Raw genomic sequence first — 23,311 nt, 5'->3', positions numbered from 1 at the left:
TCTTTTATGCTTAGTAATTTCGAATTTTTTTGTAACGCTCTTTCCAAACTTTTATAAAATCAGGGGCGAACGGACCTTTCTTTTGTTCTATCCACTGCTGTAAAATATCTACATTACGGCGTAAAATAACATCGATATCGTGTGGATAATTCATCTGATTCATGTGTTGTTCATACTCATCTTCATCTAGCAGATGATATTTACCATTAGGATAAACTTTAATGTCTAAATCATAATCAATATATTTCAAAGCTTCTTCATCACAAACGAATGGTGATGAAAGATTACAATAGTAATAAATGCCATCTTCTCTAAACATACAAATAACGTTAAACCAGAATTCTGAGTGAAAATAAACGATTGCCGGTTCTCGAGTAATCCACGTGCGACCATCACTTTCAGTAACTAAAGTATGATCATTTCCACCGATAATAACATGATCTGTTCCTTTTAAAATCGTCGTTTCAGACCATACTCGATGAATGTTACCATCGTGTTTGTAACTTTGAATTTTTATATTTTCTCCTTCTTTAGGTATGGATTCTTTTACCATACTCCACACCACCCTTTTAGTAATTTTCGCACTTTAGATTATATCATAATTTTAATTAAGTCTTTAAAGATGCGTTACTATTTTTAATATAGCCTCCAAAAATCAACTATAAATTTATGTTTTCAACCATTTATATATTTATATATTTTATCCATTGATACAGGTAATGTATATTCATCACGGCGATTTAAATTCATCCACTCAAGTTTATAGTCTTCCATCATTTTTTTAGAAAGAGATACTGTCTCAATTACACTATATACTTTAATATCCCAAGTCATATGAGTGAATTGATGTTTAAGTTTAAATACTATTTCCTCAGCTATCGATAGTGACGTTCCTAATTTATTCTCTAATTGTTCCAATGCATTTGGTGCTTCAAACATAGGAAATTGCCACATACCATTTAACAATCGCTCTTGTCGTTGCTCAATTAAATATTCCCCTTTTGCATTTCTAACTAAAAATACATGTTGCTGAATCGTTTTCTTCTTTATGTTTTTAGTTTTTACTGGTAAATTTAACACAGTCCCTTCTTTGAAAGCACTGCAATTGTCTTGAACAGGACAGAATAAGCACAACGGATTCTTAGGTGTGCAAACTAATGCGCCTAATTCCATCATTGCTTGATTGAAAGTACCAGAATGATGATAAACATAGGGCTGTAATTCTTTTTCATATGCCTTTCGTGTTGATTGCAATTTAATATCTCTTTGATCATTATTTAATCTAGACCATACTCGAAAGACATTACCATCAACGGTTGCTAAAGGTTTATTAAATGCTATACTCAATACAGCTGCTTGTGTATATGGACCAACGCCTTTAAGTTTTCCAAATTGATCTGGTGTTGAAGGAACGACGCCATTGTATTCAGATGCCACTTCTTTTACAGCAGTATGAAAGTTACGTGCACGGCTATAATAACCTAAACCTTCCCAATATTTAAGCACTTCATCTTCATTTGCCTGACTCAAGTCTTCTATGGTTGGAAAACGGCTAATAAACTTATGATAGTAGTCAATAACGGTTTTAACTTGTGTTTGTTGAAGCATAACCTCACTCAACCAAATATAATATGGATTAGAAGTCTCACGCCACGGCATTTCTCTTTGATTTTCATTAAACCACTGTATTAAATTCTTTTTAAATGTAGATTCATTTAACATACTTACATCCTTTCCAATCTAATTATTTATTTCATCTAATCAGTTTATAGCAAACTAATATTATTTTAATAAGTTTCTTAATTTCGTTATTTCAATTTTTAGATTATAATATATATTAAATTAACATGAAAAGAGTGAACGTTATGGATACAGCCACGCATATAGCAATAGGTGTTGGATTAACTGCTCTAGCTAGTCAAGATCCAGCTATGGCAAATACTATGGCAGCTACTGCTACAACCTTAATTGCCGGATCGTTAATTCCAGATGGTGACACCGTTTTAAAATTGAAAAATAACGCCACATATATTTCACACCATCGTGGTATCACTCATTCTATACCATTTACAATTTTGTGGCCTATACTGATCACATTTATTATTTATGTTTTATTCCAAGGAGTAGATACAACGCATATATGGTTATGGGCACAGTTAGCAGTATTTTTACATGTGTTTGTTGATATATTTAATTCTTATGGTACTCAAGCTTTGCGTCCACTCACAAACAAGTGGATTCAATTAAGTGTTATTAATACATTCGATCCAATCATATTTATTATACTTTGTGTAGGGATTGTCGTTTGGTTATTCGGTGTACATCCATTCATAGTATTCTTTCCAATTATTGGTATATTCATCATTTATTATATTATTCGTTTCAAAATGCAGAGTATCATTAAAAAGCAAGCATTAAGCCAGATAAAAGCACAACATAATCCTGTTAAAATATTTGTGGCACCTACGATGAAATTCATGGAATGGCGCGTTGCTATTCAAACAGAAGAACATGATTATGTTGGAAGAGCATTTGGTCGATATGTTGTCTTTAGTGATAAAGTTAAACGACAGAAATTTTCTCCAGATACTCTACTCTGGCAGATTAAAAGTAATAAAGACATTAGAACATTTCTAAACTTCTCATCAATTTATCGATGGCAAACTCGTAAGCTGGATGACGACACTACAGAAGTTCGTCTAATAGATTTACGCTATTTAAATAAAGGGCACTATAGTTTTGCAGCAATAGCACATGTCGATAATGATAACAATATAGATCACTCATATATAGGATGGGTTTTCACTGAAGAAAAATTACAAAAAAAATTATATTCTAATTAAATTTTAAAAAGAGTGAACCAGAACCATAAACGACACTATGATTCTGATTCACTCTTTTATTTATTTTTTGTCGCAATTATATTAGAGGAGTATTTATATTTTGAATGTGCTACATATCTCATAAGCATAAAATTAATTGCTCCAATCGTTACTATTATTAAAATGAAATAGATATGATATGAAATATTATACATATTCACTACGCCATAAATCGTAGAAGTCGCTAATCCATCAATTAAATAAAACAGAGGATTTAACTTTAACAATTGAATCATTAAATTCTCATTTGCAGAAGGAATAAAAATAATAGGTACTATAAAAAAGTTTATAACTACAGCTAACCAGAATATCATAGTCATATTTTTATATATAATATCTAACAATCCTAAAGTAACAGATATGAATATTATAAATAGAATCATCATTATATAAAATACAATAAATGCAATGAAAGATGCATCGAGATTCACTGGTTTAAACAATAAAGTAATAATTGATAATATACAACAAATAGAACTTCCGATAAGTGTGTTCGCAACTGTAATTATCAAAGGTGTTGATTGGAACGACTTAGTTATTAAATAATCTTGACTATACTCTTTAAAAGATTTAAAAATTGTCGCAAACATTGTAGCAAATGTAATCATAGCAAAAATTCTATATAGCCACCTAGCTTTACTAAGATCTTCAATCTCAATAAACGACAGTATAATTAGTGCTATTAATACTAAGACAAGTTCAACAATTAAGAGAATTGCAAACCATTTCCAAGTATCTATTATACGTTGCTTAGTAAACTTTATTAGTGATGGGAAAAGTTTTATATATAATAAAATGTTATCTATCATTTTTACACCTACAATTCAATGTATATCCACTTACTATTTTTCATATCTGCGATTAAATATCCATCACCTGACTTAACAATCCATAAATCTTGATTAATATGATATTTATCTTTAAGTTCATCTTTATTAATTATTGGAAAAACAAATCCTGTTAATTTATCTTGATCATTAAACAACATTTCAACTGGTTGTTGCGTTACTCCTACAACATATCTAGAATCCTTATCGGGAACAAGTGATTTTTTAACTCGATCATGTTTTTTATGTAAATGGCTATTATAATAATCTACAAAATTACTATAATTTGATTTCATATATGGAGATAATTTTTTAAATGAATGCGACTCATATAAAGCTGCTGGGTTAAAATATTGTAGTTTATGTTTTTCTACAACATAATCTTGATTATCGATATTAACACGATATTTTTTTGAATTTTCACCTGTTAATGTTAAAAGTGCGTATTTAGGAACTTTTGTATTAGAATCACCATTTAACGTTATCGAGTCGTCTAATACGATTCCATATGCCAATTTTTCCTCAAATGAGTCTTTATTTTCAACTTTCTTTTGAGCTTCAATTATAGGAACATCAAAGCGCCCAATGTTGTTAATGACTAATGCTCCAACGATGGCCAAACAAATCAAGCTTGCAATCAAAATTGTCCAAAACCTCACGACAAAATCAGGAACTTTCGCATGTCTATATCTTTCTACTCTTTTAAAGTTATAGCTCATTTCAGGGAGTCGACTACGACTTTCTTTCCAATCTAAATCAAAATTTTGCTGTTCTTCATCATTTCCTATACCCATTCGATCTTGCTCATGTTCTTTAAACACAGGTAAAACTTGATTTAGTGAACCTTCCATCCTCACTTGCCCATGTGAAATCCATGCTACATAATTACTTACTTTTTCAACTTTTCCAAGATCATTATCGATGAATACTAACGAATTATTATCGTTAACATAGTCTTTCGACAATTGTTTTGCTTTCTCTAAAAAGTCTTCATCAAGATGTTCAATGATATGGTTTAAAATAATCAATTCTTTTCGACATACACGTGCAATGCTTAAGATTAATTGTGCAAAATCAGAGTGACTAAGCATATTTATATTAAACGTAGACTTATCATCTAAATGTGCAAATTTGATAATTTGATCAACACTGTGCGATGTTGTTTCGTAAGAAAATAATCTTTGAATTTCTTTTACATATTGTCGCACTGTTATATGTATTAAATGTTTGTCTTTTATATCACCATAATAAGTAGAGACCGATTTATTAATTTTACCTCTATCAGGTTTAATGTCACTAGCCATTATCCTACCTAATAAAGTTTTAGAAGCCCCTGGCTCGCCAATAATAGCTAAAGCCTCACCTTGATATATATGTAGTGAAATATTGTTTAATTCTATGTCTTCTGCGGCATAACCAAATGGTAAATACCACTTTCTATTTTTCTTACTTCTATAATAATGCGTGACATTGAGCATTTTTAAGACTATTGAACTTCCCATTCATGTTACATCCTTCTAAATTTTTAATAAAGCGAGTGGCAATCCTTCTTCAGGGGTCTTACTATTAATTCTATATCCCCATGCAAATACACCTTTTAATCGTTCGACTTTGAAGTATTGGTCGCTTCCATCATTAAGTTTATACATTCTACCGAGCACTACCTTAGTACAATCGACTAAGTAACTTTCAGCAATGATAACTTTACTTTGATATACATCGTACTCATTCATGATGCCATTCATTTCAGCTTTACGCATTTTTTCTTTATATGTTTGTATTTCATATCTTAATTCTTGCTCAGACATTTCACTTAGCTTTTTATCATTCATCTGAAATACCACTTTCTTCTAATTTTGATTTAATTTTATCATATTTATATCCTTTTCTCATAAGTGACTCTATCGTCTTCATTACTAATTGTTGTCCGTCATACTTACGCCTTTGTTTTGTATATACTTTTTCAAGATCTTTTTGCAATAAATCATCTAATATATTTTCATCTTGTTCAAAATTTAATTCAGCTATTGCCTGTTGTGCAACATCCATAGAATATCCTTTTTGAATCAGACTTTGAAGTACCTTTTGACGTATTTTAATTTCAGGGCCTTTTTTAGTTTTCATAACTTTTTTGGCAACTTCAATTACCGCTTCAAATGATTGCTCTTCTTCGTAAATCGGAACATATGTATTTATAATATTAGGTTCAATTCCAACTTGATATAATTTCTGTCTATAAATTTCAGGACCTTTGTCAGTAGTGTTTATCATGGTATTCTTTAAGCTTTCAGCATAATCTTCATGGTTAATATACGATTCTTTGTAACAATAATCTATAACTTGTTGGATCGCTATGTCACTTATTTCATTTTGTTGCAAATGTTGTCGCACTTCTTTTTCAGTTCTCTTTTTATATGATAAGTATTGAATTGCCATATTAATACCTAAACGATAATGCTCATACTTTTGAATATTCTCCATATCTGATGGCTCAAGAATTTGACCTTTTTTTAAATTAAACTTTACAAGTGTATCGATATCTATTCCCATTTCAAATACTTCATCCAAGAATAAATTAAATCGCTCTTTGTTATTCTTTTGTACTTCTATTTTCGTAATTTTAGTCATATACCCACCACCTTAACTTCTATATATGTTCTCTATTAACTCATTCAGTTTAAAATATTCTAACAAACATTATTTTATATCACTTATCGCATTACACAAAATGTTTTACCTATATAAAAAGTCTTCATAAAGTTCATTTAAATTATGACTACTTTATGAAGACTAAATTATAATTACGAATTTTATATATACGCAAGCAAAACAATTCAATAGTTATTTAGATGACTTAATGCCTCTTGATATTGGCTATCAGATATATATTCTTGTTGTTTCATTTTTTCAAGGTTTGTTTTAATTCTATTTTTAAAGTTAACAGACATATTACTTATATCATAAACACTAGGTGCATTGACCTTACTAGCTAATATCGCACTTTGTAATACTGTAATTTGAGACATACTATCACTATTTTTATTTACTGTCGTACCAAAATAGTAATTGGCGGCACTTTCGATTGTATATTGATCGCTACCGTAATAAATATTATTTAAATAGAAGCTCAATATTTCATTTTTACTATATTGTTGTTCTACTTTATGTGCTACAAACAATTCTTTTAATTTTCTAGTGAAAGAACGTTCATTATCATAATAATAATTTTTCACAGTTTGTTGCGTAATTGTACTTCCACCTTGAACATCTCTATCCCCTATCGTTGAAAACAATGCTCGTGTTGTACCTTTTACATCAAAACCGTGGTGTTTATAAAAACGTTCATCTTCCATTGAAATAAATGCACCTTTTACATAATCAGGCATATTGTCTGCAGATACATAACTACTTTTATTTTCAATAGTTTTAAGGTCATCAACATTTGCTCTAGAAGATAAGTAATACATTAATCCGATAAACAATGCAAATATGATGATAAATATAATAAACAGACGTAAAAATATGCGTTTACTCTTTTTCTTTTTAGGTGGTTTACCTACAGGTTGATAATACGTATTGTAATGTGGTTCATTACGGTATTGTGAATGTCTCTCAGGCGAGTTGTTCATTCTTTGGCTTCTTTTCATGCGGTAGCTCCTTTACTTAAACTCACTCTATATTTGAGAGTTTAACAGTAGTTCTTATAATAAGCCATACTTAAAGCGAAAAATCGGTCCCAAGGTGTATGAGAATATATGACTATGAGACCAATATCTGAAGTTAAGTCATTAAATTACTATAACTAAATTTTTGAATAAAAAAAGAACCGAGAAGGAACATATTAAAGTCTCTTCTCAGTTCATTAAATACTGTGAATTTGTAAAATTGACGTATAAGATTATATCGAATAATATTCAAGCTTTACATCAACAAGATTTATGCTTGAAGTTGTTTAACAATTTCTCTGTTAAAATCGTCTAAGTCATCTGGTGTACGACTAGTTACGATATTTTTATCAACTACAACTGATTCATCTACTACGTTTGCACCAGCATTTGATAAATCTTTACGTACATTAAGTACAGCTGTTAGCGTACGTCCATTTAAATCATCAGTATCAATTAAAATTTGAGGTCCGTGGCAAATTGCAAATGCTGGAACATCATTTTTAGTGAAGTATTTAGCAAACGTACCATATCGACCTTCTGCATCTCCGCGAAGATGGTCTGGTGAGAATCCACCTGGTATTAGAAGTCCATCATAATCTTCTGGTTTAGCATCAGCAATACTTACGTCTACAGTAACTTTTTCACCATGCTTACCTACTACTTCAGCATTTGCAGTATCACCAATGATTTCTATTTCAAAACCAGCTTCTTCAATTGCTTCTTTAGGGCTAGTTAATTCAATATCTTCAAATTCATTTGATAAGATAATTGCTACTTTTTTAGTCATGTACTAATCACCTTTCTTGTTCGAATTATATTTATTATATAGACGAAATAGAAGGTTATTAAACATAGTTGAACTTAACCGGTTATTATTTAGTTAGACACTTGTTTTACTTTTTCTTCTAATTGATCTAGTAACCCAATCCATTCATCAATGTCTTCAACACTTACTTCATCAGGATTAACATGATCAATATCTTCTAAGAATTTTGATAATCTCGTTTTAATTTGTTCCATTGTTTGTTGTTCATTCATAAATGTTTCTCCTTTTTTATATGATTTTATTTAACAATACGTTAATTTTATCCTAACAGAATTTGACAAAAAGGGATATAATCTTAATAATGTTTAATGTACTTTTGCAACGAATAGAGGAATTTTTTTAGTTTAGGAGTAATAAATATGTGGATGACAAATCAGAAAAAACCCATTTCAATTTCAAATGATCCTTGGGAAGCTTATAACGATATTGAAGATTACGGACAGTTGACGTTGAGTAATATAGAATTTACAACCACAACGCTATGTAATATGAGATGTAGCCATTGTGCAGTTGGTTATACATTACAAACAAAAGATCCCGATGCATTACCTATGGATATTATTTATCGTCGTTTAGATGAAATACCTCAATTAAGAACAATGTCAATCACGGGTGGAGAACCAATGTTCTCAAAGAAATCAATTAAAAATATCGTTAAACCCTTATTAAAATACGCGAAAAATCGAGGTATTTATGTTCAAATGAATTCTAATTTAACGTTGCCTCAAGATCGTTATTTAGATATCGCGGAATACATAGATGTTATGCACATTTCACATAATTGGGGGACTATACAAGAATTTACTGATGTTGGCTTTGGGGCCATGAAAAAACAACCACCTTTAAAAGCAAAATTAAAATTATATGAACAGATGTTAGATAATGCGAGTACCCTATCAAGTCAAGGTATGTTTGTTTCAGCTGAAACGATGTTAAATCAGAGTACTTTACCTTACTTAGATAAAATTCATAAAGAAATCGTTAATGATATGAAATGCAGTCGTCATGAAGTTCATCCTATGTACCCAGCAGATTTCGCAAGTCAATTAAATGTTCTTTCTCTAAAAGAAATGAAACAAGCAATTCATCATTTATTAGATATTCGAGATGAGAATGTATGGATGCTGTTTGGTACGTTACCTATCTATCCATGTATTAATGACGAAAATGATCAAGCACTATTACAACGCTTAAGAGATGCAAAAAATGTGACAACACGAAATGATCCTGATGGACGAAGTCGCTTAAATGTAAATGTGTTTAGTGGAGATGTCATTGTAACAGACTTTGGAGATGAAAATGGTACCATCTCAAATATAAAAACAGACAAATTGACTGATGTATTTAATAAATGGCTCACTTCAGATTTAGCAAAATCTTTAAATTGTCATTGTGAGGCATTTCATTGTTTAGGCCCTAATGTATTAGTGAAAAACATGTATTATCCAAACACTGATTTCAAACAGAAAGAAATAGAAATGCACACAGAAAATATTTTTAGTTAAGCATCAATAATTCACATATATCTATAAAATAAGCACCACATAAAGTGAGTTTTAGAATAATTTTATGTGGTGCTTAGTTCTGTTTTATGAGAATTATAATATACTAGTTACAACGTTTAACTTGTCCGTGATTTATAATTCTTCAATATGTTGTGCATTTGATAAAAATTCAATAGTATTTTTACTTTCTTCTCTTCTATCTTTTCTACGTTGTACACGCTTAGGCGCACTTTCATAGAACCATTTTTCAACTTTTGATTCTGGATAGACATCTGGTACTTGGACTGGCTTACCATTATCATCTAATGCAACAAAAGTTAAGAAACTTAAGGCTGCTAAATGTTTTTCTTTATTTAATACATCCTCAATAATTATTTGAACACAAACTTCCATTGAACTTGTACCTGCATAACTAACCATCGCTTCATAAGAAGTAATATCTCCTGTTTTGATTGGTCTTAAAAAATCTACAGAATCAGTTGATGCTGTGACTACTTGGGCATTAGCATGTTTCATTGCAGTAATGGCTGCAATTTCATCTATGTTAGCCATCAATGAACCACCAAACATTGTATGGTGATGATTGGTGTCTTGAGGAAATACTTGTTTAGCTTTATAACTTTTTGATTCAGACATTGATTTACGAATACCTTGAGAATTTGACATGCGTTATACCCCTTTTATTTTAATTTCTATTTTTATTGAGCCCAATTGCCGTTTTTAAACACTAATTCTTTAGTGTCATCCTGTTTAATTCCATAAATCGTTAAATCTGCACTTCCTATCATGAAGTCAACATGGACATTTGAATCATTAAGACCACTGGCAATTTTTTCTTCAGTCGTCATTTCAGTACCACCTTCAACATTAAAGCCATATGCCGAACCAATGGCTAAATGACATGATGCGTTTTCATCAAATAACGTGTTGTAGAAAATAGTATTACGATTTGAAATTGGAGAATCATCAGGTACTAAAGCGACTTCTCCTAGTCGCTTAGAACCCTCATCAGTATTGATCAAATCTCTAAGCACATCTTCGCCTTTATCTGCTTTGAAATCTACAATTTGTCCATCTTTAAACGTTAATGTAAAGCCATCGATGATTGTACCATTATAACTTAATGGTAGTTTATTTGTTACATATCCATTAACGTTGTTACGATCAGGTGCTGTAAAAACTTCTTCAGTTGGTAAATTAGCTATAAAAGCTTGTTGATTGCCATTAACATAGCTCGTAGCATCTTCCCAAATATGTCCTTTAGGAAGTCCTACAACTAAGTCTGTCCCTTCGGATTGATAATGTAACGCTTTATAATTTTTTTCTTGCATCAATTTAGCATGTACACTTAAGTTTTCTATATGTTTTTTCCAATTTTCAATAGGATCGTTCCCGTCAATTCTTACGATATCAAACACTTCATCAATAAACTTCTCTAATGCAATTTCTTCATCTAAATCTGGATAAACACGTCTAGCCCAATCTTTAGAAGGAAAAGCAGCAACAACCCATGGAAACTCATTCTTTTGACTTCCTTCCATATATCCTTTGAATGCTTGACTATAACTCATTTGATTGGCTTTAAGTTTTTCAGGGTCTATACCATTTAGCAAGTTTGGATCACCACTAAGTAAAGCTAAATTTGCAGCGCCACGATTAGCATAATCCATTCGTTCATCTACTTCATACGATTTAACTGCATGATTTTCAAAGTAATCTACTGATTCATACTCAAATTTAAGTCTATTTAATTTAGAATCTGAATAATTTACTTTTACGTCTGAAGCTCCAGCTTTATATGATTCTTCAACAATTAAACGTGTTAAATCGATGGCATCAACTGAAGATCTAATAAAAACAGGTTGTTTAGGTTGTATATTCATACCTATTTTAACTAATAATTCTGCATACTGTTGTAATTTCTTGTTATAACTTAATGAAGTCATATCATCATCCTCCCTAATCTTGACGTAAGTTCCCCAACTCATCAGCAATTGCTGTAACTTCGCTTGGTGAAAAAGAATCTTTAGACATAACAAAATTATGAATTTCTTCTATATCATGCTGATTGGCATTTTTAAATTTAGCCGGATTTAACAAACCTTGATTAACAATATTTAATTTTTTTCTAATATCTGCAATCATTGTTTCATTATTATTTTGACTCACGTTATCACCTCTTTAATACAATATTCTATCAAAGTATGATAATTTAACAAACTTTTATCGGATATAGTATTATTATGTCTTTATAAAATTTTAAAATAAATATAAAATGGTTTATATAGGATTAATTAGGGGGAATAGAATATGGTAGATGTAGCATTTGTATGTCTAGGAAACATATGTCGCTCTCCTATGGCTGAAGCAATCATGCGTCAACGTTTGATAGATAGAAACATTTCAGGCGTTAACGTTTATTCAAGAGGAACAGGTAAATGGAACCTTGGAGAACCTCCTCATGAAGGTACTCAAGATATTCTTAATCGCCATAATATACCTTTTGATGGTATGATTAGTGAGTTATTTGAATCAAGTGATGATTTTGATTATATTATTGCTATGGATCAGAGCAATGTTGATAATATCCAAAACATCAATCCTAATATAAAAGGAAAATTGTTCAAATTGCTCGAATTTAGTAACATGGAAGAGAGTGATGTGCCAGATCCTTATTACACTAATAATTTTGAAGGTGTATATGAAATGGTACAATCATCTTGTGACAATCTAATTGATTTCATCGTCAAAGATGCAAATTTGAAAGAGGGGTAAATAAAATGGAAAACAAATTAATTCCTGGTATTTTAATTGGCGCTATTGTTGGTGGTGCTGCTACTTTAGCTGACAAATCAACACGTAACGCTTTAGTTCAATCTGTAAAAGATGTTAAAGAAGGTAATCGTACACGCAAACCTTCTAAATTCAATTCTATTAAAGACGAAGTATTATATTGGAAAGATACAATTGAAGAAATTCGTCGCAATAACCCAGAATTAGAAAAATCAATTAAAGATGCTAAAGATACTTTCGTTGAACGTAAGAATAAACGCATTGGTCAATAATTGATTGTTTATTTTAGCTAAATCTCTTTTATAACTTTAGTTAAAATAAAAACTAACTGAAAGTGATAAGTAAAATATTATTTTTGTTTTTCACTCATAGTAAGGCGGGACAATGAAATCTTTATTATATAACAGGTTTCTGTCCCGCTTATTTTACTATTTAAATTAATGTATGTGGTTAAAGCAAAGGAGATTGTTATGTCAAAAGAAAATAAATCAAACTCGAAGTATCTTAACTCTATTAAAGACGAGCAAGAGAAGAATCAAGATAAAATTAATGTTGATCGTACATATGTAGAGCCTCAAGAATTTCAATCTAAAGAACCAAAAAAAGAGAATCAAGTCTTTTTCGTTTCACGGTTAAACAAACCAGCTAAGTATACAAAAAAATCTAATTTTCTTTCTTATTTAATTTATCGAATAGGCAAAGATGACGCTTCAGGCTTAGCAGCACAAATGACTTATCATTTTATATTAGCTATGTTCCCAATGTTAATTTTCCTATTAACATTGTTACCATTATTTAACTTAGACCAAAGCCAAATCACCGGTTTATTAAGTAATGCACCTGCTGACACATCGAATCTTATTAAAGATGTAATTAGCGATGTCACTAAAAATTCTAGTGGCGGTTTACTTTCTATCGGGTTAATCTTAGCAATTTGGTCAGCTTCAAATGGTATGACTGCAATTATGAATTCATTCAATGTAGCTTATGATGTTGAAGATAATAGAAATGGTATTCTTTTAAAGATACTAAGTGTTATTTTCACAATTGTGTTAGGCGTCGTATTTTTAGTTGCCATGGCATTACCTACTATGGGGTCAGTTATTGCTCATTTCTTATTCGGTCCTCTTGGATTAGATAGTCAAGTTAAATGGATCTTTAGTTTAATTAGAGTTGTATTACCATTAATTATTATTTTGATTCTATTTACAATTCTATACTCAGTAGCTCCAAACGTTAAAACTAAACTAAAATCAGTATTACCAGGAGCTATATTTACATCAGTTATCTGGTTACTTGGGTCTTTCGCATTTGGTTTCTACATTTCAAATTTTGGAAACTACTCTAAGACTTATGGCAGTATCGCAGGTATTATTATCTTATTAATTTGGTTATATTTAACAAGTTTTATCATTATTATTGGTGCTGAAATTAATGCAATCATCCATCAGAGACATGTTATTAAAGGACAAACCCCTGAAGAAGCAGCGCTCGACCATGATGATAATAACCAGAACCACTATAATGAAGATACTACTTATGAATATAAACATACAGCTACTGGCAAAGATGAAGACTATAAAGTCGATAAAGATCCAGAAGATAAAGATGAAGAAGATGCTTCATTAACTGAGAAAATTAAAGATAAATTTACTAATAATGACGATGATAATAAAAAATAAGTGTTTAATTACTAATTAAATTAATAAAAGGTTGAGGCAACGGTTTATCGCCTCAACCTTTTTTATTGAATCAAATTATGTTGGAATGCATAAATTACGGCTTGTGTTCTATCTTGTACTTCTAATTTACTCAATATATTACTTACATGAGTTTTAACGGTTTTAATTGTAATATGAGAAGCACTCGCTATTTCTTGATTTGAATACCCTTTTGCAATTAATAATAAAATTTCCATTTCACGCTCAGTCAGCATTTCATATAATTCTGCACGTTTCTTCATTCTATTACGCATCTTAACTAAAACTTCAGGTTCAAATACAGATTCACCATTATAAGTTTTGCGTACTGCGTCGGCTATATCACTAGCACTAGTCGTTTTTAAAATATAGCTATCTACACCCGCATCTAATGCTCTATATACCTCTTTATCTTCAATAAAACTAGTTAACATTACAACTTTAATATGTGGCAAATCTTTTTTGATTTGAGTAGTTGCTTCAACGCCATCCATGTCATCCATTAATAAATCCATAAGAATTAAATCAGGTTTTAATTCATGAGCTTTTGCAATGGCATCTTTACCAGATTCCCCTTCTCCAACTATCTCAATGTCAGATTGTGTTGATAGATAACTTGATATCCCAATTCTAACCATTTCATGGTCATCAACGAACAATACTTTAATCGTCATTATTATCATCCTCCCTATTTAACGGTGCTTTAACTTCTATTCTCGTTCCAGAATCCGGTAACGATACAATATGGAATGTCGCACCAATTTCTAATGCGCGTTCTCTCATATTTTTTAATCCATAACTTTGCTCTAATTTCTCGTCAACATTGAATCCTTTACCATTATCTTGAATTCGAAGTAATAGATAATCTTGTTTGTTAAATAATTCCACTGTGACTTTTGTTCCATTTGAATGTCTTAACGTATTTGATATAGCCTCTTGTGTAATTCTAAATAAATGATCTTCTATACCTTTAGGCACCTTGAAATCTTGAATATCGTGTATGACTTTCATAGGCACTTTCTTTTGCAAATCAATAACTAAATCTTTGATACCTTCACCTAGTGATTTATCTTTTAGCCCTAAAGGTCTTAAATGAAGTAATAATGCGCGCATTTCAAGTTGAGACTCCTGTACCATTTTCTCTAAAACTGGTATTTGTTGATCAAGCGGTGCCTCTAACTTTGTTTCTTTTATTGCAGATAACATCATACTTGCTGCAAAAAGTTGTTGACTTACAGAGTCGTGTAACTCGCGAGCTAATCTCTGTCGTTCATCCTCAATGATTTTCTTAACTTTGACATCATTCATATTGTAGTTTTCATTAGTCAAGTTTTGCGTTTTCATTCGTAAACGGTGCAAGTCTTGATTTAGCGGAACTAATGTTTGATAAAGGTCTATGGTTTCGTTATAAAGCTCAATGTTTTGATCATTAATACCTACTGTTTCTCCTTCAATGGCATGTTCAATTTGCGACTTAATCCACTGATTTTGTTGATTAATTTTATATGCGAGAATTGAACCTACAATAATACAAAGTAAAATGATGACTAAATTTAAAAATAGAAAAACAGGTATCCCCAAAATTTGAGTATAAAACATACCTTGGAAATAGATAATATTAACAAATACTTTATCTATAAATAAGAACGCGGTTAACATGCTATAAACTAATATAAGCATTGAACCGATAGCTCTTAAGTAGTGGTTCATCGATAAATCACCTCAACATCTCCTATGAATGTTGAAACATAAACATTGACATTATAATTCTCTTCTTTAGGCTTCTCTTCAACTTGGATATGATTATTTTCAACTTTATACGATTGGCCATTTAAATAAGCATTTCCATATAGAGCAGCCATGTGTAAATTAATATTATAATTCAATGGTACCACTAACTGAATTTTCCCTAAAATATGTCTTACTACTATTGTATTATTCTCTTTAATATTTGCAGCTTTTGTCATATCAATGTGTATATCACCAACACCATGTTGAATTTGTACATCTTCCCATTTATAAACATATACAGGTGTGCGTTGCTCTCCAAACCACTTTTGTTTAATAAATTGAGGTGATGTAACTTCATCTTCTGAAGCAATCACTTTTAAAGGTTTAAACTTAAAAATGAGATATCTAATGATTACGATAACTAGAAAGACAAATAATATTATGATGGTATATTTATTCGACAATAAAGTAAATGCTATAAGCAATGCACCTATCCAAAACGCTAAGAGACCCCTTACTTTATGAAAGTAAAGGTAGCCTACATAAACTAATATACATCCCAAAAGTAATACAAATAGGTAGCCTATTTTCTCAAAAAAGATGTAATAAAAATTGGCAATAATCATTAATGCCGTAAATATGATTAATAACTCTGTCGATATATATTTTCGAGTCAATGTGTCGCCTCCTATTCCTTTCAATTAAGCTACTACACTCATTTGTTCAATTATGTCACATTGGCCTTGTGTTGTGATCTTTTCTTTAGAGCAACGATGAATATCCGCTTCAATTTTTGCACAATAGGCTTCAAATAGATCAAGTTGTCTTTTAAGACCTTCAATTTCATAATTATTAATTTCTTGTGCATGTTTAATATTATACGTATTAGTTATATCAATATATTTATTTTCTAATGTTGCAGTTAAACTGTCAATCAACTTATTCATTTGCGTTTTCTTTTCTTTTAAATATTCAATGTAATTTTCAATGCTCTTTAATTTTTGATCTAAACTGATTTTGTAATCATTAATGTTTTGTTTAATAACTACTTTAAGAAAGTGTTGTAAATATAAGTCCATATAATTCATAGAACCACCTCGTCCTTGATTAAGCTCAATTATAGTTTAAAGTGACTCAAACTCATATAGGCTCTAGGACCATCTTACTCTCATACTTTAGTACGATGTTTATTATTTCTATAGAATTTATATAAAATTCATGTAAGTTACACCTCAAATTTTATTTTCAACTTAAACAGGTCTATGATTAATTATATTTATTTTTGAACGAAGGTAACATCAATGATTAACACACATCGTCTTAATTGGCTTCCTTATGTACTTATTGTGATTTCACTTCACATTCTGTGTTTTGGCCTCCTCTATTTAGCAAATACTAATCATTTACTACTAGGTATGGGATTATTTGCTTATACATTAGTACTTCGATACGCTTTTAATGCAGACCATATAGCTGCTATTGATAATACAGTGCGTAAATTATTCCAACAATAACGTAATCCAGTATGTGTAGGTTTCTACTTCTCAATTGGACATTCGACAGTAGTCTTTTTTATGGCTGTCTTTTTAGGCATTTAACTTAAATAGGCTAAAGATGCATTACCCCACTTTCAAGAAATTGGTGGAATTATTGGCACTCTCGTTTCAGGAACATTTTTAATTATCATAGGTATATTAAATCTAATGATATTAATTTCTTTAATAACTTTATTTTTAAAGTTTCGCAAAGACAAAATTAATGATGAGAAGTTAAATGATTTATTAGATACACGTGGCTTTGTTTCTCGCATGGTCGGACCATACTTTAAATTTATTAGTCATATTTGGCATGTCTTGCCACCAGGCTTTCTATTTGTTTTAGGATTGGATACTGCTAGTGAAATCTCATTGCTATCTTTATCTTCAGGTGCATCACAGCAAGCAATTTCATTCGTAGGTATAATATCTTTACCTATATTGTTTGCTGCCGGAATGAGTTTGCTAGATACATTAGACGGTATACTTATGACTTCTGCTTATAATTGGGCATTCTTCACTCCTATTCGAAAAATTTATTACAATATTACAATTACTGCTATATCTGTTATCGCTGCGCTATTAATTGGCACTGTTGAATTACTACAAATACTAGTTGGTAAGCTTCAATTAAAAGGTTCTATCTGGGAATTTATTGAAAACATACAATTTGATAATATAGGTTATATTTTAGTGATTTTATTTATTATCAGTTGGCTCATTTCTACTTTAATTTGGAAATTTGGCAAAGTTGAACAACGATGGTCTTAATAGATTCATTTCTTGGACATTATTCGTAGAATAGTTAATACTTTATTGACTTTCACAAAGGAGATTATGTTATGACTAAAACTATTGCTCTAGTTACTGGTGCTTAATCAGGACTAGGATTTGAAACATCACTCATGCTTGCTGAAAAGGATTTCAAGTATATGCCACGATGCGTAATTTAGAAAAACAAATAGATTTAAAAAATGAAGCTACTAAAAGAAATGTAGACCTAACCATTTTAGAATTGAATGTAACCAAATTAGATAGTATTAAATCTGCTGTTGAATTCATTATACAAGAAGAAGGTCGTATAGACATTTTGATTAACAATGCTGGCGCCGGCTTTAATAAAACTACAGAACAAGCAACCGATGAAGAAATAAATTGGCAACTTAATTTAAATTTAATGGCTGTTATTCGAATGACCAAAGCTGTATTACCAATCATGAGATCACAAAGAGAAGGTCGTGTTATCAATATTTCGTCAGTTGGAGGCCTAGTTGGACAACCTTTCAACGAAATATATTGTGCCGCTAAGTTTGGTGTTGAAGGTTATACAGAATCTTTAGCAAGTTATATTCAACCTGAATTCAATATTAAATTTACTATTATTGAACCCAGAGGCATACAACCTGAATTTATGCCCAACATTATGAACCACTTAACTCAAACTGGTGGCATACAAGAAGATGAATATACGCACTTATACAATTCATATACTAGTGGTATTAAAGAAAATTATGGGCATGATGCTTCTCAAAGTTCACATGAAGTTGCGCAAGTCATTTTAAAAACAATTGAAATGAAAGAACCACCTATCAGAACGCGTACATCTGATTGGTATGAAACTTTCACAAAAATTAAAACCAAACTAGACCCAGATGGCAAACAACAGCAGAAACAAGTCTATAAATTATTAGTTAAATAACTTTATAAAACTAACTAGTATAAACTAAAAAACCAGTAAATGAGCGTTGTCATCTCTTTTACTGGTTAATTTATATATATATCGAATTTTTAATTAATAGTAATTAAATATGAAATTAATCAATTTTTGTAGTTAATAATGGTCCATCTTTAGTAACGATAACCGTATGTTCGATTTGAGCGACAAAACTCTTATCTCTAGTTTCGAAGGCCCATTCATTTTTACCTTCTGTTACAAAAGTTGCTTTAGAAGAAATAAATGGCTCTACTGCAATTACAACCCCTTCTTTAAGTAAAGTTTTATCTTTAGGATCATAATAGTTCATAACATGGTTAGGCGCCTCATGTAGTGATTGACCTACACCATGCCCAGTTAGATTTTTAATGACAGTTAAATCATTTTGACGTGCTGTTGCATGTACTGCTTTACCGATATTACTTAATTTAGTTCCAGGTTTAACTTTTGCCATTGCATTTTCAAATGCCATTAGTGCAACATCACATACTTTTTGTTTAAGTGGGTCACTTGCTTCACCCACAACAAAAGAAATACCAGTATCAGCGTAATAACCATTTTTTAGAGCTGATACATCTATATTAACTAAATCTCCTTCACGGATGATTCGTTTGCCAGGAATGCCATGGGCTACTTCTTCATTAACACTTATACATGTTTGTCCAGGGAAATTCTCATCATGAATAGGTGCTGAAATAGCACCATGTTCTTCAAACAAATCTTTAGCTATGTTGTCTAATTCTTTAGTTGTAATACCAGGTTTAGTAGCTTCTTGCATAGTATCTCTAACCTTAGCACAAATGTAACCTATCTCTTTTAAGGCTTGTAATTCTTCTTCTGTTTTTATAATCATAATATCCCGTTCCTTTTTAAATTGTGATTACACCTTATTATACCAAAAAAATTTTGATATACTAAACATACAAAAAATGAAGCGCAAAATAATTTCTGTTTAAAAGATAAAATTATAATTGTTATTTTCGTACAACGAGAGGATTTATCATATGGATAAATGGTACAAGAAAATTATAGGAGCGAGAACAATCAAAACTGGCCTAGCGACCTTTTTAACATCGCTATTTTGTTTGATGCTTGATCTCACTCCAATCTTCGCTATATTAACTGCTATTGTAACTATCGAACCTACTGCAAAGGCGTCATTAAAAAAAGGTTATAGAAGATTGCCCGCAACGGTAATTGGTGCATTATTTGCTGTACTTTTTACTTTTATTTTTGGTGACCAATCGGCTTTAACGTATACATTTAGTGCACTTTTTACTATCTTAGTTTGTACTAAATTAAACCTGCAAGTTGGTACTACTGTTGCGGTGTTAACATCGGTTGCCATGATACCTGGCATACACGACGCCTATTTATTCAACTTTTTTTCAAGACTATTAACTGCATTAATCGGTTTGGTTACAGCAGGATTGGTCAATTTTATAGTTCTGCCTCCTCAATATTATCAGCAAATTGAAGATAATTTAACGCAATCCGAATATAAAATGTATGAGTTGTTCTCTTCAAGATGTAACGAATTATTATTAGGAAAATTTGATTGTGATCATAGTAATGATCTTTTAAATAAGTTGATGGGTGTTATAAACAAGACTGAAACTTTAACTGGCTATCAAAAAGACGAATTACGTTATCATAAAAACAAAGAAGATGAATGGAAACGATTAAAAAATATTTCGAACCGTTCCTATATCGATAGATTACTGGCTACTCACCTATCAAATATTATATATTTACCTAAGCACATACATTTAGTTTTTACACCTGAGGAAAAAATAGCTATTATTAAAATTAGTAATAGCGTCAATAATATTATCAAAAGCAATCATTTTGAACCTCACCGCTCATCTGCATCAACACTTAAATCTTCTGTTAAACGCTTAGAAAAATTTGATCAGAATCAAATCAAGAGTCATGTCATTTATGAAATACTTCTAATCTATAAATTATTAGATAGTAGATATAATGACAAATAAAAAATGACGTACTGGAAAATTTCTATAAATCCGGTACGTCATTTTTAATTGCTTATTATATTTGTTATTTTTTTGATGATCTTTCTATAATAACTCTTTTAGCCGCTTCTTCTTCAGTGTTATCTAATTGCTTAGGTTCAAAAGGTATACCTTTACGTTCGCAGGCTTTTTCTAATAAATAATCAGTCAGTTCATGATTCTTTGGAAGGATAGGTCCATGTAAATATGTTCCTAATAAATTTTTATAGTGAATACCTTCTTGTTTATCATCATCATTATTACCGTGACCAACCGTAACATGTCCTAACGTACCAAAATTATGATGTGTTCGACCACCGTGATTCTCGAAGCCAACTATCGTTCCAAATGTATCACTCTCGATTACTATATCACCAGTTAATCGTTCAGTTCGTGATTCAGTATAGAAATCTAAGATACCTAAACCTTCAAGTTCAGTTCCATCAGGCGTAATATATTTTGTTCCTAAAAATTGATAACCACCACAAATCGTTAATCCTGGCATACCATCTTCAATAGCATCTTTAAGTGTAGTCTTTATCTTGCTTAATTCCTTAGTAGCAATACTTTGTTCTCTATCACTGCCACCGCCGATAAAGAAGATATCACAATTATCAAGCGTCACACCTTCAGTTTGGTTAACTTCTACTACATTTAATTGAATACCACGTTTCTTTGCTCTTTGTTTGAGTGCAATAATATTTCCTATATCACTATATAAATTTAATTTATCTGACATAAAATGATAAACGGTTAATTCATTCATATTTATTGCCCTCCTTTAAATGAACGATTAAGTTGTTCTAACATTGGAGATAAAGATGTGTAGTTAGGAATAGCTACAGTGAAACCTTCATAATTCATTGTCATTGCAGTTGCTTTATAAATATCTTTTTCAAGTATAATTGGAACATTTATTTCGGCTAATTTCAGACGTAATTGTAATTCTTCAGCTCGAGTCCCTGTAACAATGATCGTTTCAATATCTTGTTCGCTTAATTTCTCGAAATCGGCATCATAAATCCAAGAAGTATCACGACCATCAGCAGCATTATCATTTAGACTAATGACATATACTTTTTTACCTTCTAACTGTTCTCCTACTGATAAACTAGCATTCATACCTGCAGGATTCTTAGCTAAATTAATCATAGCCTCTTTATGATCAAGTTTAAAATATTGCATACGACCATTATCTGAAGTATATGATTCGAAACCAATTCCAATAGACTCATCATTGAGCCCTAATTCTCTCAACACAGTATAGGCAGCTAATGCATTATAAGCGTTGAAGTCTCCAGCAATTTTCATATTAAATGTTGTTTCATTTATATTTAATGCTAAGAACGGAGATACTGTGAATGATGAAACTTCATATTTAGGTAATTCACGTTTGAATCCACATGAACAATGGTAATGACCGATTTGATTATAATGAATGTAATCGTATGCTAATAATTTGCCACAATTTGGGCAATACTTACTCTCGTTCATAGTACTTTGCTCAAACTCATGTGCGTGTGCTTTCATACCATAATAAACGATAGAGTCACTAGCTATTTTAAGTCGACTTACAAAAGGATCATCTGCATTGAGTAACAATTTAATTTCTTTATTACTAATTGACTTAGCTATGTTATTTACCATTATATCTATTTCTCCAAATCGATCCATTTGATCACGGAAGAAGTTAGTAAATATCATCATTGATGGAGTGACTTCTTTTAAAACTCGAGGAATAGATCCTTCATCGATTTCAATAACTGCTACTTTAGTATTTTTAGTGCTTTGCATGATAAAGGCAGATGTGATACCTGCTGCCATATTAGCACCTTCATTATTATGTATAATATCAATATGATTTGCTTTTAATGTATGTCCTATAAGATTAGATGTCGTCGTTTTACCATTAGTCCCACTAATAAAGACGATGTCATCTACTTGTGCAGCTAATTTTCTTAATATATTTTGATCCACTTTGCGGGCAACTTGTCCCGGTAAATCTGTTCCTTTTTTCCCAGCAGCGATACTAGCCTTACGAGCCAATTTCGCTAAGTGCGTTGCAGTCCATTGTCTCATGTGCTTCCTCCTCATATAAATCACATGAATAATTATAAC

At 30.9% G+C, this 23,311-nt stretch carries 26 protein-coding genes and 1 pseudogene; 8 read left to right on the top strand and 19 right to left on the bottom strand.

Features of this window, described 5'->3' with window-relative positions; genetic code table 11:
• Positions 1 to 10 precede the first annotated feature (10 nt).
• Together ntdP and mutY are read right to left on the bottom strand one after the other, a co-directional pair.
• The gene (ntdP, locus tag BDW31_RS07225) at positions 11 to 553 is read right to left on the bottom strand and encodes a nucleoside tri-diphosphate phosphatase (protein ID WP_011275396.1); all 543 of its coding nucleotides are present in this window, start codon (positions 551 to 553) and stop codon (positions 11 to 13) included.
• A 122-nt stretch (positions 554 to 675) separates the two neighbouring features.
• On the bottom strand, positions 676 to 1,722 hold the full coding sequence (gene mutY / locus BDW31_RS07220) for an A/G-specific adenine glycosylase (RefSeq protein WP_037551116.1): 1,047 nt from the start codon (positions 1,720 to 1,722) through the stop codon (positions 676 to 678).
• A 143-nt stretch (positions 1,723 to 1,865) separates the two neighbouring features.
• Here mutY and BDW31_RS07215 point away from each other — a divergent pair, with 143 nt between their 5' ends.
• On the top strand, positions 1,866 to 2,843 hold the full coding sequence (locus BDW31_RS07215; RefSeq protein WP_037551119.1) for a metal-dependent hydrolase: 978 nt from the start codon (positions 1,866 to 1,868) through the stop codon (positions 2,841 to 2,843).
• Positions 2,844 to 2,899: 56 nt separating this feature from the next.
• Here the strand turns inward: BDW31_RS07215 and BDW31_RS07210 are convergent, their stop codons facing one another.
• The 7 genes from BDW31_RS07210 to BDW31_RS07180 form a co-directional block, all read right to left on the bottom strand.
• Positions 2,900 to 3,490: a teichoic acid transporter gene (locus tag BDW31_RS07210; protein WP_258365734.1), complete on the bottom strand. Its 591-nt coding sequence runs from the start codon at positions 3,488 to 3,490 to the stop codon at positions 2,900 to 2,902.
• 209 nt (positions 3,491 to 3,699) lie between these two features.
• On the bottom strand, positions 3,700 to 5,211 hold the full coding sequence (locus tag BDW31_RS07205; protein ID WP_110709455.1) for an ATP-binding cassette domain-containing protein: 1,512 nt from the start codon (positions 5,209 to 5,211) through the stop codon (positions 3,700 to 3,702).
• Between the two features lie 15 nt (positions 5,212 to 5,226).
• Positions 5,227 to 5,541, bottom strand: coding sequence for a YfhH family protein (locus BDW31_RS07200; protein WP_053026914.1), 315 nt, complete (start codon positions 5,539 to 5,541; stop codon positions 5,227 to 5,229).
• The gene (recX, locus tag BDW31_RS07195; protein WP_037551123.1) at positions 5,534 to 6,337 is read right to left on the bottom strand and encodes a recombination regulator RecX; all 804 of its coding nucleotides are present in this window, start codon (positions 6,335 to 6,337) and stop codon (positions 5,534 to 5,536) included. The genes BDW31_RS07200 and recX overlap by 8 nt, the downstream gene beginning before the upstream one ends.
• Positions 6,338 to 6,543: 206 nt before the next feature.
• Positions 6,544 to 7,356, bottom strand: a complete 813-nt coding sequence (gene sgtB / locus BDW31_RS07190; protein WP_037551125.1) for a monofunctional peptidoglycan glycosyltransferase SgtB — start codon at positions 7,354 to 7,356, stop codon at positions 6,544 to 6,546.
• A gap of 289 nt (positions 7,357 to 7,645) precedes the next feature.
• Positions 7,646 to 8,164, bottom strand: a complete 519-nt coding sequence (locus tag BDW31_RS07185; protein WP_085060334.1) for a type 1 glutamine amidotransferase domain-containing protein — start codon at positions 8,162 to 8,164, stop codon at positions 7,646 to 7,648.
• Positions 8,165 to 8,253: 89 nt separating this feature from the next.
• Positions 8,254 to 8,415 carry an SE1561 family protein gene (locus BDW31_RS07180; RefSeq protein ID WP_011275386.1) on the bottom strand — a complete coding sequence of 54 codons (162 nt, stop codon included), beginning with the start codon at positions 8,413 to 8,415 and terminating at the stop codon, positions 8,254 to 8,256.
• Between the two features lie 153 nt (positions 8,416 to 8,568).
• Here BDW31_RS07180 and yfkAB point away from each other — a divergent pair, with 153 nt between their 5' ends.
• Complete coding sequence (gene yfkAB, locus BDW31_RS07175) at positions 8,569 to 9,708, top strand: radical SAM/CxCxxxxC motif protein YfkAB (protein WP_180535414.1); 1,140 nt, start codon at positions 8,569 to 8,571, stop codon at positions 9,706 to 9,708.
• Between the two features lie 132 nt (positions 9,709 to 9,840).
• Here yfkAB and BDW31_RS07170 read toward each other — a convergent pair whose 3' ends face one another.
• The 3 genes from BDW31_RS07170 to BDW31_RS07160 are packed head-to-tail and all read right to left on the bottom strand — an operon-like array spanning position 9,841 to position 11,877.
• Positions 9,841 to 10,374: an acyl-CoA thioesterase gene (locus tag BDW31_RS07170; protein ID WP_070582094.1), complete on the bottom strand. Its 534-nt coding sequence runs from the start codon at positions 10,372 to 10,374 to the stop codon at positions 9,841 to 9,843.
• Between the two features lie 32 nt (positions 10,375 to 10,406).
• Positions 10,407 to 11,654 carry an aminopeptidase gene (locus tag BDW31_RS07165; RefSeq protein ID WP_037551132.1) on the bottom strand — a complete coding sequence of 416 codons (1,248 nt, stop codon included), beginning with the start codon at positions 11,652 to 11,654 and terminating at the stop codon, positions 10,407 to 10,409.
• Positions 11,655 to 11,667: 13 nt separating this feature from the next.
• Positions 11,668 to 11,877: a DUF1128 domain-containing protein gene (locus tag BDW31_RS07160; RefSeq protein WP_076689932.1), complete on the bottom strand. Its 210-nt coding sequence runs from the start codon at positions 11,875 to 11,877 to the stop codon at positions 11,668 to 11,670.
• Between the two features lie 141 nt (positions 11,878 to 12,018).
• Here BDW31_RS07160 and BDW31_RS07155 point away from each other — a divergent pair, with 141 nt between their 5' ends.
• The 3 genes from BDW31_RS07155 (at position 12,019) to BDW31_RS07145 (ending at position 14,183) form a co-directional block, all read left to right on the top strand.
• Positions 12,019 to 12,483: a low molecular weight protein-tyrosine-phosphatase gene (locus tag BDW31_RS07155; RefSeq protein ID WP_037551133.1), complete on the top strand. Its 465-nt coding sequence runs from the start codon at positions 12,019 to 12,021 to the stop codon at positions 12,481 to 12,483.
• Positions 12,484 to 12,488: 5 nt separating this feature from the next.
• The gene (locus BDW31_RS07150) at positions 12,489 to 12,773 is read left to right on the top strand and encodes a YtxH domain-containing protein (RefSeq protein ID WP_037551134.1); all 285 of its coding nucleotides are present in this window, start codon (positions 12,489 to 12,491) and stop codon (positions 12,771 to 12,773) included.
• Positions 12,774 to 12,971: 198 nt separating this feature from the next.
• On the top strand, positions 12,972 to 14,183 hold the full coding sequence (locus tag BDW31_RS07145; protein WP_053026912.1) for a YihY/virulence factor BrkB family protein: 1,212 nt from the start codon (positions 12,972 to 12,974) through the stop codon (positions 14,181 to 14,183).
• 62 nt (positions 14,184 to 14,245) lie between these two features.
• Here the strand turns inward: BDW31_RS07145 and vraR are convergent, their stop codons facing one another.
• The 4 genes from vraR to BDW31_RS07125 are packed head-to-tail and all read right to left on the bottom strand — an operon-like array spanning position 14,246 to position 17,020.
• On the bottom strand, positions 14,246 to 14,875 hold the full coding sequence (gene vraR / locus BDW31_RS07140; protein WP_037551137.1) for a response regulator transcription factor VraR: 630 nt from the start codon (positions 14,873 to 14,875) through the stop codon (positions 14,246 to 14,248).
• Positions 14,865 to 15,911, bottom strand: a complete 1,047-nt coding sequence (vraS, locus tag BDW31_RS07135; protein WP_110709453.1) for a sensor histidine kinase VraS — start codon at positions 15,909 to 15,911, stop codon at positions 14,865 to 14,867. The genes vraR and vraS overlap by 11 nt, the downstream gene beginning before the upstream one ends.
• Positions 15,908 to 16,609 carry a cell wall-active antibiotics response protein VraT gene (gene vraT, locus BDW31_RS07130; protein ID WP_011275374.1) on the bottom strand — a complete coding sequence of 234 codons (702 nt, stop codon included), beginning with the start codon at positions 16,607 to 16,609 and terminating at the stop codon, positions 15,908 to 15,910. Before vraT ends, vraS begins: the two co-directional genes overlap by 4 nt.
• A 24-nt stretch (positions 16,610 to 16,633) precedes the next feature.
• Positions 16,634 to 17,020, bottom strand: coding sequence for a hypothetical protein (locus BDW31_RS07125; RefSeq protein ID WP_110709451.1), 387 nt, complete (start codon positions 17,018 to 17,020; stop codon positions 16,634 to 16,636).
• Between the two features lie 213 nt (positions 17,021 to 17,233).
• Here BDW31_RS07125 and BDW31_RS07120 point away from each other — a divergent pair.
• A pseudogene (locus tag BDW31_RS07120) lies at positions 17,234 to 18,238 on the top strand (HoxN/HupN/NixA family nickel/cobalt transporter).
• 169 nt (positions 18,239 to 18,407) lie between these two features.
• On the top strand, positions 18,408 to 19,166 hold the full coding sequence (locus BDW31_RS07115; RefSeq protein WP_240566268.1) for an SDR family oxidoreductase: 759 nt from the start codon (positions 18,408 to 18,410) through the stop codon (positions 19,164 to 19,166).
• 115 nt (positions 19,167 to 19,281) lie between these two features.
• Here the strand turns inward: BDW31_RS07115 and map are convergent, their stop codons facing one another.
• Positions 19,282 to 20,034, bottom strand: a complete 753-nt coding sequence (gene map / locus BDW31_RS07110; RefSeq protein WP_016931021.1) for a type I methionyl aminopeptidase — start codon at positions 20,032 to 20,034, stop codon at positions 19,282 to 19,284.
• A gap of 151 nt (positions 20,035 to 20,185) precedes the next feature.
• On the opposite strand from map, the gene BDW31_RS07105 reads away from it, so the two are divergent.
• Positions 20,186 to 21,175, top strand: a complete 990-nt coding sequence (locus BDW31_RS07105; RefSeq protein ID WP_110709449.1) for an FUSC family protein — start codon at positions 20,186 to 20,188, stop codon at positions 21,173 to 21,175.
• A 64-nt stretch (positions 21,176 to 21,239) separates the two neighbouring features.
• Here BDW31_RS07105 and gatD read toward each other — a convergent pair whose 3' ends face one another.
• Together gatD and murT are read right to left on the bottom strand one after the other, a co-directional pair.
• Complete coding sequence (gatD, locus tag BDW31_RS07100; protein WP_016931023.1) at positions 21,240 to 21,959, bottom strand: lipid II isoglutaminyl synthase subunit GatD; 720 nt, start codon at positions 21,957 to 21,959, stop codon at positions 21,240 to 21,242.
• A 2-nt stretch (positions 21,960 to 21,961) separates the two neighbouring features.
• Positions 21,962 to 23,272 (bottom strand): lipid II isoglutaminyl synthase subunit MurT, encoded by a 1,311-nt coding sequence (gene murT, locus BDW31_RS07095; RefSeq protein ID WP_110709447.1) that lies wholly within the window; start codon positions 23,270 to 23,272, stop codon positions 21,962 to 21,964.
• Positions 23,273 to 23,311 lie beyond the last annotated feature (39 nt).

The sequence above is a fragment of the Staphylococcus sp. AtHG25 genome (assembly GCF_003217445.1).
Classification (GTDB): domain Bacteria; phylum Bacillota; class Bacilli; order Staphylococcales; family Staphylococcaceae; genus Staphylococcus; species Staphylococcus haemolyticus.
The sequence above is the reverse complement of the archived record's forward strand: the minus strand, read 5'-3'. Positions and strand labels throughout refer to the sequence as shown.

Bases quoted from the DNA above. Each gene is read 5' to 3' on its own strand.
- ntdP (WP_011275396.1), bottom strand. From the start codon at position 553: ATGGTAAAAGAATCCATACCTAAAGAAGGAGAAAATATAAAAATTCAA.
- mutY (WP_037551116.1), bottom strand. From the start codon at position 1,722: ATGTTAAATGAATCTACATTTAAAAAGAATTTAATACAGTGGTTTAAT.
- BDW31_RS07215 (WP_037551119.1), top strand. From the start codon at position 1,866: ATGGATACAGCCACGCATATAGCAATAGGTGTTGGATTAACTGCTCTA.
- BDW31_RS07210 (WP_258365734.1), bottom strand. From the start codon at position 3,490: ATGATTACATTTGCTACAATGTTTGCGACAATTTTTAAATCTTTTAAA.
- BDW31_RS07205 (WP_110709455.1), bottom strand. From the start codon at position 5,211: ATGGGAAGTTCAATAGTCTTAAAAATGCTCAATGTCACGCATTATTAT.
- BDW31_RS07200 (WP_053026914.1), bottom strand. From the start codon at position 5,541: ATGAATGATAAAAAGCTAAGTGAAATGTCTGAGCAAGAATTAAGATAT.
- recX (WP_037551123.1), bottom strand. From the start codon at position 6,337: ATGACTAAAATTACGAAAATAGAAGTACAAAAGAATAACAAAGAGCGA.
- sgtB (WP_037551125.1), bottom strand. From the start codon at position 7,356: ATGAAAAGAAGCCAAAGAATGAACAACTCGCCTGAGAGACATTCACAA.
- BDW31_RS07185 (WP_085060334.1), bottom strand. From the start codon at position 8,164: ATGACTAAAAAAGTAGCAATTATCTTATCAAATGAATTTGAAGATATT.
- BDW31_RS07180 (WP_011275386.1), bottom strand. From the start codon at position 8,415: ATGAATGAACAACAAACAATGGAACAAATTAAAACGAGATTATCAAAA.
- yfkAB (WP_180535414.1), top strand. From the start codon at position 8,569: ATGACAAATCAGAAAAAACCCATTTCAATTTCAAATGATCCTTGGGAA.
- BDW31_RS07170 (WP_070582094.1), bottom strand. From the start codon at position 10,374: ATGTCAAATTCTCAAGGTATTCGTAAATCAATGTCTGAATCAAAAAGT.
- BDW31_RS07165 (WP_037551132.1), bottom strand. From the start codon at position 11,654: ATGACTTCATTAAGTTATAACAAGAAATTACAACAGTATGCAGAATTA.
- BDW31_RS07155 (WP_037551133.1), top strand. From the start codon at position 12,019: ATGGTAGATGTAGCATTTGTATGTCTAGGAAACATATGTCGCTCTCCT.
- BDW31_RS07150 (WP_037551134.1), top strand. From the start codon at position 12,489: ATGGAAAACAAATTAATTCCTGGTATTTTAATTGGCGCTATTGTTGGT.
- BDW31_RS07145 (WP_053026912.1), top strand. From the start codon at position 12,972: ATGTCAAAAGAAAATAAATCAAACTCGAAGTATCTTAACTCTATTAAA.
- vraR (WP_037551137.1), bottom strand. From the start codon at position 14,875: ATGACGATTAAAGTATTGTTCGTTGATGACCATGAAATGGTTAGAATT.
- vraS (WP_110709453.1), bottom strand. From the start codon at position 15,911: ATGAACCACTACTTAAGAGCTATCGGTTCAATGCTTATATTAGTTTAT.
- BDW31_RS07125 (WP_110709451.1), bottom strand. From the start codon at position 17,020: ATGAATTATATGGACTTATATTTACAACACTTTCTTAAAGTAGTTATT.
- BDW31_RS07115 (WP_240566268.1), top strand. From the start codon at position 18,408: ATGCGTAATTTAGAAAAACAAATAGATTTAAAAAATGAAGCTACTAAA.
- map (WP_016931021.1), bottom strand. From the start codon at position 20,034: ATGATTATAAAAACAGAAGAAGAATTACAAGCCTTAAAAGAGATAGGT.
- BDW31_RS07105 (WP_110709449.1), top strand. From the start codon at position 20,186: ATGGATAAATGGTACAAGAAAATTATAGGAGCGAGAACAATCAAAACT.
- gatD (WP_016931023.1), bottom strand. From the start codon at position 21,959: ATGAATGAATTAACCGTTTATCATTTTATGTCAGATAAATTAAATTTA.
- murT (WP_110709447.1), bottom strand. From the start codon at position 23,272: ATGAGACAATGGACTGCAACGCACTTAGCGAAATTGGCTCGTAAGGCT.